The organism is Pseudomonas sp. MWU16-30316 (assembly GCF_020515645.1).
Lineage (GTDB): Bacteria > Pseudomonadota > Gammaproteobacteria > Pseudomonadales > Pseudomonadaceae > Aquipseudomonas > Aquipseudomonas cerasi.
The window spans coordinates 353473-365831 of record NZ_JAIZAZ010000005.1; the positions used below are offsets into that span (position 1 = coordinate 353473).

A 12359-nucleotide genomic window follows, 5' to 3' on the forward strand; every position below is an offset into this window, starting at 1 on the left:
TTTGCCAGCAGCCACCTGCAACTTCGGGCGTCGGTCTGGCCGATGAAAGGGACGATTTTGATCGGACTCAGTGACGACGACCAAAAGTCTCGTTTTTGACAAAGCGCTGTTTGCCAAGAACATAAAGCCTTAAAAGATACTAAATAAGCATAATAAAAAATAAATTAATCACAAAAATCTATATTAGCTTAGAAGAAAAAAGACTTTTACAGCGCATGACCATAAGAATACGGTCTTAAGAAATCAGTGCTGAAGCACTGTGCTCGACTTGAAGAGGACCTTCCATGCGCCGTACACCGCCTTCGACTTTTTCGACTGGACTCGCCCCCCGGAGCGCATTGCGATGACTGGGCGCACGTTCCTCCCGCGCCTGCTGCTCGCCGCCTTCACAGCCATTACCCTGCTCGGCTGCTCACCCTCCGGCCCGGACGGCCAGGCAGCCAAAACCCTCAAAGTGGCGTTCTTCAGAGACAACACCACGCTGGTCAGCCTTGACCCCTTTCAGGTGTACTGGCTGGAGCATCGGGTGGTGCTGCGCAATATTGCCGAGTCCCTGACCGATCAGGACCCGCAGACCGGCAAGATCATTCCCTGGCTGGCAGAACGCTGGGAAGTCAGTGACAACGTGCTGGAATATACCTTTCACTTGCGCAAGGACGTGACCTTCAGCAACGGCACACGTTTCGACGCTCAAGCGGTGAAGACGGCCTACGACGCGGACAAGTCGTTCGCCGCACAACTGCCAGCCACCTTCGGCGCCACTTACCTCAAAGGTTACGACCACGCCGAGGTACTGGACGACTTCACCATCAAACTGGTGCTGGCCCAACCCAACGCGGGCTTCCTGCAAGCCACCTCCACCACCAATCTCGCCATTCTTGCTCCAGAGTCCTACGCACTCAGCGTCAAGGAGCGTTCGTTGGGCGCGATCATTGGCACCGGGCCATTCGTGCTGGAGCGCTACACGCCTGAAAGCGGTTTGCGCCTGATCAAACGCAAGGGCTATGCCTGGCCATCGGCCAATGCGCAGAACAAGGGCGAGGCGCATCTGGATGCGGTCGAGGTCAGCTACGTGCCGGAAGAAAGCGTCCGTAACGGCCAGTTCGTTCAGGGGCAGGTGGACATCCTCTGGCCGCGCAATCCGTTCTCCGAGGTGGACCTCAACCTGTTCAAGTCCAGGGGCGCGACCATTCAGAGCCGTTCGCTGCCAGGACCTGCGCTGAACCTGTACCCCAACACGCGTGGCAATCGCATTCTTGCCGACCGCAACGTGCGCCTGGCCCTGCAAAAGGCAATCGACCGCAAGACCTACGCAGCCACCGTTTACAACCCGCAATTCCCGGTGGTCTCCGGCATCTACGACGTCACCACGCCGTTTTATAAAAGCCAGGCCGACAAACTGACCTACGACCCTCAAGGTGCAGAGCGCCTGCTCGACGCTGCGGGCTGGCAGAAAAACGCCGACGGCTATCGTTATAAGGAAGGCAAGCGCCTGAAGCTGGCCTACAACCTGTCCCCCGCCGAAACCGCTGGTGATGTGCTGATTCAGGATCAACTGCGCAAGGTGGGTATCGAGCTCAAGCTTAACGTGGTGACCACCGCCGAGTGGGCTGCGGCCAATGCGGCAGGCAATTATGACCTGACGTCCACCTACATGACCCGCGCCGACCCGATCATTCTGCAGACCATCATCGACCCGCGCAGTGCCAACAGCTCGACGCTGGCGACCAACCTTTACGCGCCGGAAACGCTGCCCAAGGCCCTTGAGCTGTTCGACGCAGGACTGACAGCCACGCAAAGCGAACAGCGCGCCAGGGCTTATGGCGAGTTGCAGGACCTGCTGGTCGACGAGGGCTCGGCGATCCCGGTTTACGAGCGCGTCTGGCAAGCCGCCACGGCGAAAAACGTACGCAATTTCCACTGGACGGCGGAAGGCTTTGCGCTGTTCAACGACATCGAGTTGGCAACGCCATGAATCGCTATATCCTCAGTCGGATCGCGCAAGCGCTACTGGTACTTTGGGGTGCCTACAGCGTCACCTATTTCATTCTTTACCTGCTGCCCGGCGACAGCCTGTCGATCATGCTCAGCGCCTCGGGTGTCGAAATCGACTCCCTGTCCGCGCAGGACCTCGCCAAGGCCAAGCTCTATTACGGACTGGACCGCGGCATCTTCGAGCAATACGTCGATTTGCTGTGGGGAGCGTTACATGGCGACTTCGGCAATTCGCTGACGCTCAACCGCCCGGTTTCGGAATTACTGATCGAGCGTCTGCCACAAACCCTGAGCCTTGCGGGGCTGGCCATTGTTCTGTCACTGATCGGCGGGACAGGTCTGGCGTATCTCACCGCCTACGTACGCTGGCAGCCCTTGAAAGTCGCCTTGTCACGCCTGCCGTCGCTGGGCTTCTCGGTGCCGGTCTTCTGGATGGGCCTGCTGTTCATTCAACTGTTCGCGTTCACTCTTGGCTGGTTCCCGGCGACCGGCAATCAGGGATTCTCCAGCCTTATATTGCCCGCCGTCACGCTGGCGATCCCCAGCGCCGCGGTGTACGCCCAGGTCCTGCAACGTGGCTTTCAGGGCGTCTGGAAAGAGCCCTACATCATCACCGCTTATGCCAAGGGCCTGACTCGCGCGCAGGTTCAGGCCCGCCATGCGTTCAAGAATGCTGCCCTGCCGCTGCTCACACTGATCGGCCTGCAGGTCGGCAACACCGTGTCCGGCGCAGTGCTGGTGGAAACCATTTTCGCCCGCTCCGGGGTCGGTCGACTTGCCCAGGAAGCCGTTTTGCGCCAGGACATCCCGGTGGTACTGGCCATCGTTGCGGTCTCTGCAGCTGCGTTCGTCGTGGTCAATCTGATCGTTGACCTGCTGTACCCCGCGCTGGATCCGCGCATCGCCCACACGCCAAAGGTCTCCTGACGCCATGACTATCTTCGACAACCGCCTTGCGTGCCTGACCCGCCTTGTTGATCCCAGTCAAAACCTTCCCGGCAAAAACGCACCTGCCGCGCAGTGGCAGCGACGCAGCAGCCTGAGTCGCGCCGTGGAGGCCGCCAGGCCCCTGCTGCGCCGCCCGGGGTTTCTGCTCGCTGTGGCAATGGTCGCCTTTGCGCTGCTGGCCGCGCTGGCACCCAATCTGCTGAGCAACTACGCACCTTATGCCACCTCGCCTGCCGACAAGCTCGCCGCCCCGAATGCCGCGCACTGGTTTGGCACCGACGAGCTGGGCCGTGATCTTTATACCCGCGTGGTGCATGGATCGAGCCTGTCGGTACAGGCCGCATTGCTGGCGGTGGGCATCGCCATGGCCGGTGGCCTGAGCCTGGGGGTGATTTCCGGTTTCGCAGGCGGGCGCATCGATGCAGTGATCATGCGTCTGATCGATGTATTGCTGGCCCTGCCCGGCTTGCTACTGGCGCTGGCGATTGTCACCGCCATCGGGTTCGGCACCCTTCCGGTGGCCATTGCGGTCGGTGTAGGGATCATCCCCGGATTCGCGCGCACCACCCGCGCCGAAGTATTGCGCGTCAAGACCCTGCCTTACGTCGAGGCCGCGCGGCTGGGCGGTGCAAGCTGGACGCGAACCCTGCTGCGCCACATCCTGCCGAACGCCTGGGGCCCGGTGGCGGTGCTGGCAACTTTGGACTTCGGCGCGGCGATTCTGGCGACTGCCGGGCTGAGTTTTCTGGGTTTCGGCGCCGAACCACCGGCCGCCGAGTGGGGCACGCTGATTGCCAACGGCCGCCATTTTCTGATGACTGCACCTTGGGTGTCGCTGTTGCCGGGCCTGTTCGTGGTTGGCGTAGTGTTCAGCTTCAACCACATCGCCCGCACTCTAGAAGAGACTCAACGATGACCGATACCGCTCAACTGATCGACATTCGTCATCTGAGTGTCGCCTACCGCTTCGACGGCCAGATCAACCTAGCCGTGCGCAACGTGTCCTTTCAGGTCGCCCGAGGTGAAACCGTGGCGATTGTCGGCGAATCCGGCTCCGGCAAGTCGACGATGGCCAACGCCATACTCGGCCTGTTGCCGGACAATGCCGCCATTACCGGCGGCGAGCTGCACGTCGATGGACACGATCTTGGCCATGCCGGCGAACGCGAGAAACGGCGAATTCGCGGCAGCACCATCGGCCTGGTGCCCCAGGACCCGATGGTCGGCCTCAACCCTACCCTGCGCATCGGGCGACAAATCGCTGAAGCACTGATTCAGGCCCACGGCCGGCGTTACCCGGCAGTGGATGCCGATGTGCTGGAGTTGCTGCAGCAGGTCGGTCTGGACAGGCCGGTATTGCGCGCCCGCCAGTATCCGCACGAACTGTCCGGTGGCATGCGTCAGCGCGTGCTGATCGCCATCGCGTTGGCGGGCAATCCTCGCCTGATCATCGCCGACGAGCCCACCAGCGCGCTGGACGTGACGGTACAACGCAAGATCCTTGATCATCTGCAACGTCTGGTGGCCGAGCGTGGTATTTCCCTGGTGATCATCACCCACGATCTGGGCGTGGCGGCCGACCGGGCCGACCAAGTGCTGGTGATGAACAAGGGCGAACTGGTCGAACAAGGCCCTCCGCAACAGATACTCATCGCGCCTCGCCATGCCTATACCCGCGCACTGATCGCCGCAGCACCGGCTTTCGGCCAGCGCAAGAGCCCGGCAACAGTGCGACCGGTCGCGAGCAGCGACACACCTCTGCTGACCCTGAACAACATCGGCAAGACCTATCGTCTGCCCTACGTGAAAGGCGAAGACGCCGACCTCCAGGCGCTGCAAGACGTCAACTTCAAGGTGTATCCCGGCCAGACCCTGGCCATCGTCGGCGAGTCCGGCTCTGGTAAAAGTACTGTGTTGCGCATCGCACTGGGTCTGGAAAAACCCACCCACGGACGAGTGCAGCTGGACGGCCAGGATGTCACCGACCTGGGCTGGCGCGAATTCAGACCGCTGCGGCGGCGTATCCAGTTAGTGCAGCAAAACCCGTTCGCGGCCCTTGACCCACGCTTCACGTTATTCGAAAGCATCGTCGAACCCCTGGTCTCGTTCGGCCTGCTCAAAGGCCGCGAACTGGAGCAGGCCGCACGCCGGTTGATAGAGCGAGTGCAGTTGCCCGTGGCCTATCTGGACCGCCTGCCCCGCGAGCTTTCCGGTGGCCAGCGTCAGCGGATTGCCATTGCCAGAGCGCTGGCCCTGCAGCCCGATCTGCTGCTGCTCGATGAGCCGGTTTCGGCACTGGACGTGTCGGTGCAGGCGCAGATTCTCGACTTGCTGGTCGAGCTGCAAGCCGAATCGGGCATCGCCTACGTGCTGGTGTCCCACGACCTTGCAGTGGTCGCCAGCGTTGCCCATCAGGTACTGGTGCTCAAGCATGGCAAGACCGTCGAGCAGGGTCTGGCCGAGGATGTTTTTGCCAGGCCTGAAGCGGCTTACACCCAGGAGTTGATTGCCGCGATACCTGGCCGGCGTCTGGAGTTACAAACAGGGACGCACTGACAAATGCCTGGGCTTGCACCAATTGGTCGCACGACGTTTGCAACCCATGGCCTCGGCGACTGCGTATATGCATATTCCTTATCGATATTTAAATTATCTTTTTAATAGCTATAGAGTTTCGCCTTATGCACCAAACGTTGCCGAAGCAGGATGCAGGCAAGACCAGGCTACCTTGCGCACCTGACTCGCATGTTCAGGCCGCATCAGCAACAAGCCCCCATCCTCCTACTTCGAGCACCCGCAATGAAAGGCATCACCCCCCTGTCGTTCCCAGCCCTGATGGGTTCAGCGCTGCTGCTGAATGCCGTCGTTTCATTCCCTGCCCTGGCCGGACTGCTGGAAAAAGGCCGCACTGACGGCCTGACCGCTGGCATCGCCAATGAACAGCCCTATGCCTACATCGGCACCGATGGCAAAGCCACCGGGGCCAACGTCGAGATACTGCGGGCGATTCTCGAACCGCTGGGCATCAAGCAGATCGAGACGCCTATCACTGACTTCGGTTCGCTGGTGCCGGGTCTGGCAGCAGGTCGTTTCGACTTGATCGGTGCAGGCCTGTTCATCAATCCGAATCGCTGCAAGGTCATCGCGTTCTCCAACCCGGTGACGCGATCCGGCGGTGCGTTCATTGTCAAAACCGGCAACCCGCTGAACCTGCACAGCCTCAAGGACGTCGCCAGCAACGCCAAGGTGCGCCTGGCCACTCAACCTGGCAGCAATCAGGTTCAGGAAGCCAAAGACAGCGGTATCGCCAACGGCAACGTGGTGTTGTTCGACAAGGACACCGAGGCATTGGCCGCCTTGCAGGCGGGTCGCGTGGACGTGGTGTATTTCCCGGACGCCGAAGTCATCAGTCTGATCAAGAAAGCCAACAGTCCGGACATCGAGCGCGCCTTGCCTTTCGAGCAGATTCCGGACGCCAGTGGCAAACCGGGCTGGAATTACCACGCCTACGGCCTGCCAAAAAACGATCCGGCCTTCGAACAGGCCTTCAACGAACAACTGGCCAAACTCCGGGCGTCGGGCGAGCTGCTGAAAATCCTGCAGAAGTACGGCTATACCGAAAACGAACTGGCTGACCCGGCCATCACCGCAGCCCAACGCTGCAACCCATGATCTGCCCCGCCCCGCAAGGGCGCGCAGTAAACGGCCCTGACCCACACGAGTACGGCCATGCCTGTTGATGCTGCAACACTGGAAACCGCAGGTTTCATTGCCAGACAACTGGCCCACGGCGCCTGGATCACCCTGCAGATCACCGTGCTTGCCGAACTGCTGGTACTGGTGCTCTCGTTTGTAATCGCCCTGATGCGCCTGTCGCCATTCCGGGCGTTACGCTGGTTCGCCACGGTGTATGTCGAGGTGCTGCGTGGCATCTCGGCATTGGTGCTGCTGTTTTACCTGTTCTTCATTCTGCCGCTGTTCGGCATCCGCCTGTCCCCCATGACCACCGGCGTGCTGGGGCTGGGCCTGACGTTTTCGGCGTATGGCGCGGAAATCATTCGTTCGGCATTGATCAACGTCAGCCAGGGTCAACGTGACGCTGTGCGTGCGCTGGACTTCGGGCCGATAAGCGCGTTTCGGCGAATCATTCTGCCGCAGGCCCTGCCGTTCATGATCCCGCCGATGGGTAATCAATTGGTCGAGCTGCTGAAAACCACGTCACTGGTCTCACTCATCACCCTCACCGACCTGACCTTTACCGGCAGTCAATTGATCACCACGCTGGGCCAGCAAACGCTGATCTGGAGCATCGTGCTGGTGTGCTATTTCGTGATGGCCTGGCCATTGAGCTGGCTGGTCAAGCGTTATGAGCAGCACGCCACCGCGTGGCGCACGGCCAGGGGATGAACGATGGAGTTTGATATCGCATTCGTCTGGTCGATTCTGCCGGAGCTGTTTCAGGGCTTGCTGGTGACCGTGCAGGTCGTGGTGCTGGGGTTCCTGCTCGCGGTTTTGCTCGGTCTGATCCTGGCCCTGACACTGCGCTCGCAGATAACCATCGTGCATCGCCTGAGCAAAGGCTACCTGAGCTTTTTCCGTAATACGCCGTTGATGGTCCAGTTGTATGTGCTGTTCTTCGCGCTGCCGCTGGCGGGCATCACCTTCCCGGCGATCACCACCGGTGTGATAGGTCTTGGCTGCTATTACGCGGCCTATATCGCCGAAGCGTATCGCGGTGCCATTGACGACATCCCGGCCGGACAGTGGGAAGCCGCACGCGCCCTTGATTTCAATCGTGGCGACACCTGGCGGCGCATCATCCTGCCGCAGGCGTTGAAACCCATGCTGCCGGTGCTCGGCAATTACCTGATCGGCATGTTCAAGGAAACGCCGCTTCTGGCGGTGATCACCATCCCTGAACTGTTTCAGGCTGCCAAGCAGGTCGCCGGCATGACCTATCGTTACAACGAACCGTACACAGTGATGGCGCTGATGTTTCTGGCGATCAGTGTGCCGACCTCGTTGCTGTTCAAATACCTGGAAAGGCGCAGCCATGTCTGATCTCGCACACACCGCAACCCCACCCGTCACCACTGCGCAGATACAGCTGAAACACGTGGTCAAGGACTTCGGCCGCAACCGGATCATCGACCATCTGGACCTGAGCATTCCTCAAGGTCAGAAAGTCGCCTTGATCGGCCCCAGTGGCTCGGGTAAATCAACGGTATTGCGCCTCATCAAGGGGCTGGAAAACTATCAGCAAGGCAGCATAGAAGTCGCAGGCGAAGCAGTGCCCGCGCGCACATCCGGATGGCACTGGCCTGGCGCACGCAAGGCTCCGGTGGAACATCGGGTAGGCATGGTGTTCCAGCAGTTCAATCTGTTCCCACACCTCACCGTGCAGGAAAATGTCACCGAAGCACCACTACGGGTACTCAGACTGCCTCGCGAAGAGGCCCTTGAACGCGCGCATCAATACCTCGGGCTGGTCGGGCTTGCTCACAAGGCCGATGCCTATCCGAGCCAGCTTTCCGGTGGTCAGCAACAACGTGTAGCGATTGCCAGAGCACTGGCCATGCGTCCGCAGGTCATGTTGTTCGATGAAGTCACGTCAGCGCTCGACCCTGAGCTGGTCGGCGAGGTACTGGCGGTAATTCGCTCGATTGCCCACGAGTTTCAGATGACCATGTTACTGGTGACCCACGAGATGAAATTCGCTCAGGACATCGCTGACCGGGTGCTGTTCATGGAGGGCGGGCGCATCGTGGCGGACGGCACCCCGAGCGAAATTCTGCTGAATCCGCAAAACGAGCGGACTCGAAGGTTTCTGCAGAGGGTGGAGCAGCGCTGATTGCCAGCGCCGCTCTTTTTACAGGATGAGACTTTTGGGCCTCGCGACTTTTTGAAAGTGGCGACAATCAGATCCGGAAACGCGCAACCATGTCCTGCAGGTTGCTGCCCAGGCGCGCCAGCTCCACGGTAGACGCTGCGCTTTGTTCGGTGGCCGTAGCCGACTGGTCGGCGATGTCCCGTACGCTGATGACACTGCGATTGATTTCGTCGGTGACGGCGCTCTGCTCTTCAGCGGCAGCAGAAATCTGTTGGCTCATCTGTTCGATGGTCACAATCGAATGAGTGATTTCAAGCAACGATTCTTCGGCCTGCCGCGCCAGCGCCACGGTGCCTTCGGTACGTTGACGGCTGGCATTCATCAGATCCGATGCCGCGCCGGTGCCATCCTGCAAGGACTTTATCAGCGCCTCGATTTCAGTCGTGGATGACTGTGTACGCTGAGCCAGCGAGCGCACCTCATCGGCCACCACGGCAAAGCCGCGCCCCTGCTCACCCGCACGTGCGGCTTCGATCGCCGCGTTGAGGGCCAACAGGTTGGTTTGTTCCGCGACCGCCTTGATCACATCAATGACACCGCCGATCTTGTCACTGTCCTGAATCAGGCGCTGCATGGCCTCGCCCAGTTGCCCCACTTCACCGGCAAGCTGGCTGATTTCACGCGTGGCGTTTTGCACCACACTGCTGCCGTGGGTTGCGCGGTCACTGGCCTGTCTGGCGGCCTGCGATGCATCTTCAGTGTTCTGCGCCACTTCCTGAACGGTGGACGCCATTTGGTTCATGGCGGTCGCCACCTGGTCGACTTCCAGTTTCTGCTGAGTAACGCCCGCGCTGGTCTGTTCGCTGACGGCTGAAAGCTCCTCGGCCGCCGTGGCGATCTGTGTCACACCATTGCTGATACCGCCAATCAGGGTACGCAGCGATACGGTCATGTGTTGCATGGTGTTTTGCAGCAGGCCCAGCTCATCCTGGCGAGTGGTGCTGAGGTCATTGGTCAAATCGCCGCCGGCAATTCGACGCGCAGCGATCACCGTGGAATCGAGCGGACGGGTAATCTGACGGGTAATCAGAATCGCCGCGAAGATGCCCAGCAGCAATACGATCACCGCCACCGTGAGCAACTGGGTTACGGCGCTGTCTTTTTCTTTATTGGCACTGACTACCTGGCCCGCCATCAGCTTTTCGGTACTGGTGACGATGTCCATTGACTGCTGGCGAAGGCTGTCGCGAATCTGATCGTTCTGTTGCATCAGTTGCGAGATGGAGACCATCAACGACTTGTACTGTTGCAGCGCCGCGAGCGCCTCATCCACCGCCGGGCCGGCCTTGTTCGGCAATTGGTTGCGCGCACTGCTCACCTGAGCGATCAGTGAGTCGGCAGCATCGAAGGTGATCTGCCTGTTTTCAGCGGTCGGGATACTGATATAACGGCGAAACACCAGCCGAAAATTGGTCATGCCATTGCGCAGGTCGCCAGCAATCTTTACCTGGTCGATACCGCTTTGATCCAGCGATCGGGAAACGTCGTCCAAGGTCTTTTGCAGGAGTGTCTCAAAGCTTCCGCTCACTTGTTCGGAAATGGTGATCAGCGGCTGCATGGCCTGATCAATTTGCCGATTGTTATCGACCAATTGACTGAACGTTTGTCTCAAGCCACCCGCCTGATCGCGAATACCTCTGAGGATATCGGCGTTGGCCGGAACGGTCAGAATCTTCAGGCCTTCCTCGATGGTCTTGCCCAGATTGTCCAGGGCGGCCGTGTAGCCCTGCGAATTACTCGCGTCAGGCTTGGCGGTATAGGCCTGCGCAGCGATCCTGAGGCTCAGCGCATCGGCCTTCACCTCAGAAACCCTGGCTGCCTTGCCCAGCCGCTCGATCAGCAGGTTGGTGCTGAGGTAACCGATCGCGGTGACCGTCAGCACACCCAGCAGTATCAGACCGAAGCCTACACTCAGCTTTTTGCTGACCTTCAAATTGTCCAGCCATGTCGACTTCATCAAACTTTTCCTCGGGATTTATCGCAATAACCAAGGATCGACTGTTCGCTGGACAACTTGATAGCCGCGGCGATTGCAAAGATTGATCGAAGAGATAGCAATATGGCATGAGCTTTTTTGGCTCACCATAAGGGGAGCATTCTCAGCCCCGAATGCCTGGCCGCCATCCACCCTGCGGGTCACCCGGCTGAAGGTTTTCGAAGACCTATGGGTACTCATCATTGCCAGTGATAGTAACCTTCGGTTTATTCGATTCGTTAATAACACCCCGTGCGCAACAGAATCCGCCCCATTCTTCACTATTGGCGGAACTTCCCATGCACCAGACAATCAGCCATCTGCGCTACCCTCTCACCGCCCTCGCCTTGATCGTCATCAGTGCCTGCGGCCGTGCGCCGGAAGCCACCAGTGCGCCTGGCGCAGCCAAAGTCAGTGTGGCCAAGGTACTGGAACAGCCAGTCAACGAGTGGGATGAATTTACCGGTCGTCTCGAAGCACCTGAAACGGTCGAAGTTCGCCCAAGAGTCTCCGGTCAGATCGATCAGGTAGCCTTCACCGACGGCTCGCTGGTCAAGAAAGGCGACCTGCTGTTCCAGATCGACCCTCGCCCCTTCCAGTCGGAAGTCCGCCGTCTCGAAGCCCAGTTGCAACAGGCCCGCGCAGTCGCTTCGCGCAGTGACAGCGAAGCCCAGCGTGGCGAGCGTCTGCGCAGCAACAATGCGATTTCCGCCGAGCTGGCCGAATCGCGTACCACCTCGGCGCAGGAAGCCAAGGCCGGTGTCGCGGCCATTCAGGCGCAACTGGACCTGGCTAGACTGAACCTCAGTTTCACCCGTGTCACCGCACCGATTTCAGGCCGCGTAAGTCGTGCCGAAATCACCGCCGGCAACATTGTCACCGCCGATGTCACTGCCCTGACCAGCGTGGTTTCCACCGACAAGGTCTACGCCTACTTCGACGCAGACGAGCGCGTGTTCCTCAAGTACACCGAACTGGCCCGCAAAGGCCAGCGCGGTCAGAGCACGCCGGTGTATCTGGGGCTGTCCAACGAACCCGGCAACCCGCATCTGGGCCAGATGAACTTTGTCGACAATCAGGTCAACCCGAGGACCGGCACCATTCGTGGCCGCGCCGTGTTCGATAACGCCGACGGTGCGTTCACTCCCGGCCTGTATGCGCGCCTGAAACTGGTGGGCAGCGGCACTTACTCGGCCGTGCTGATCAATGACGAAGCAGTGGGCACCGACCTGGGCAAGAAGTTTGTGCTGGTCATGGACAAGGACAACAAGCCTGCCTACCGGGCTGTCGAGCTGGGGCCGAAAATCGAAGGCCTGCGCATTGTGCGCAATGGCCTGGGCAAGGATGACACCATCGTCGTCAAAGGCTTGCAGCGCGTACGTCCCGGCCAGCCTGTAGACCCTGAAGTCACTCCGATGGCCAGCGCCGACACCCTCGCCGCACTGCTCAAACAACGCCAGGCCCTTGAAGCCAGCAACCTGCCACAAGTGGCGCCCAAAGCGGCCGTCAAAATCGCCAGCGCTGCCGCGCCGCGCGGCTAAGGGACTCGTC

10 protein-coding genes are annotated in these 12359 nt (G+C 60.0%); 9 read left to right on the forward strand and 1 reads right to left on the reverse strand.

The window, feature by feature from the left end:
• Nucleotides 1-343 precede the first annotated feature (343 nt).
• From LCH65_RS18310 to LCH65_RS18345, 8 genes are all read left to right on the forward strand, one after another.
• A complete protein-coding gene (locus tag LCH65_RS18310) occupies nucleotides 344-1975 on the forward strand; it encodes an ABC transporter substrate-binding protein (protein ID WP_004413724.1) in 1632 nt (543 codons plus the stop codon).
• Nucleotides 1972-2922, forward strand: a complete 951-nt coding sequence (locus tag LCH65_RS18315; RefSeq protein WP_226439694.1) for an ABC transporter permease — start codon at nucleotides 1972-1974, stop codon at nucleotides 2920-2922. Before LCH65_RS18310 ends, LCH65_RS18315 begins: the two co-directional genes overlap by 4 nt.
• Before the next feature lie 4 nt (nucleotides 2923-2926).
• The gene (locus LCH65_RS18320; RefSeq protein ID WP_004413727.1) at nucleotides 2927-3859 is read left to right on the forward strand and encodes an ABC transporter permease; all 933 of its coding nucleotides are present in this window, start codon (nucleotides 2927-2929) and stop codon (nucleotides 3857-3859) included.
• Entirely contained in the window at nucleotides 3856-5499 is a 1644-nt protein-coding gene (locus LCH65_RS18325) for an ABC transporter ATP-binding protein (RefSeq protein ID WP_226439695.1), read from the forward strand. The genes LCH65_RS18320 and LCH65_RS18325 overlap by 4 nt, the downstream gene beginning before the upstream one ends.
• 243 nt (nucleotides 5500-5742) lie before the next feature.
• Nucleotides 5743-6615 (forward strand): ectoine/hydroxyectoine ABC transporter substrate-binding protein EhuB, encoded by an 873-nt coding sequence (ehuB, locus tag LCH65_RS18330; protein ID WP_003364424.1) that lies wholly within the window; start codon nucleotides 5743-5745, stop codon nucleotides 6613-6615.
• A gap of 57 nt (nucleotides 6616-6672) precedes the next feature.
• Entirely contained in the window at nucleotides 6673-7350 is a 678-nt protein-coding gene (ehuC, locus tag LCH65_RS18335; protein WP_003383635.1) for an ectoine/hydroxyectoine ABC transporter permease subunit EhuC, read from the forward strand.
• 3 nt (nucleotides 7351-7353) lie between these two features.
• Complete coding sequence (gene ehuD, locus LCH65_RS18340; protein WP_004413732.1) at nucleotides 7354-8004, forward strand: ectoine/hydroxyectoine ABC transporter permease subunit EhuD; 651 nt, start codon at nucleotides 7354-7356, stop codon at nucleotides 8002-8004.
• Entirely contained in the window at nucleotides 7997-8794 is a 798-nt protein-coding gene (locus tag LCH65_RS18345) for an amino acid ABC transporter ATP-binding protein (RefSeq protein ID WP_004413734.1), read from the forward strand. Before ehuD ends, LCH65_RS18345 begins: the two co-directional genes overlap by 8 nt.
• Before the next feature lie 67 nt (nucleotides 8795-8861).
• Here the strand turns inward: LCH65_RS18345 and LCH65_RS18350 are convergent, their stop codons facing one another.
• Nucleotides 8862-10790: a methyl-accepting chemotaxis protein gene (locus tag LCH65_RS18350; protein ID WP_024663675.1), complete on the reverse strand. Its 1929-nt coding sequence runs from the start codon at nucleotides 10788-10790 to the stop codon at nucleotides 8862-8864.
• A gap of 317 nt (nucleotides 10791-11107) precedes the next feature.
• Between LCH65_RS18350 and mexE the strand changes: the two genes are divergently transcribed.
• Nucleotides 11108-12349 (forward strand): multidrug efflux RND transporter periplasmic adaptor subunit MexE, encoded by a 1242-nt coding sequence (gene mexE, locus LCH65_RS18355; RefSeq protein ID WP_004413738.1) that lies wholly within the window; start codon nucleotides 11108-11110, stop codon nucleotides 12347-12349.
• Nucleotides 12350-12359: the final 10 nt, after the last annotated feature.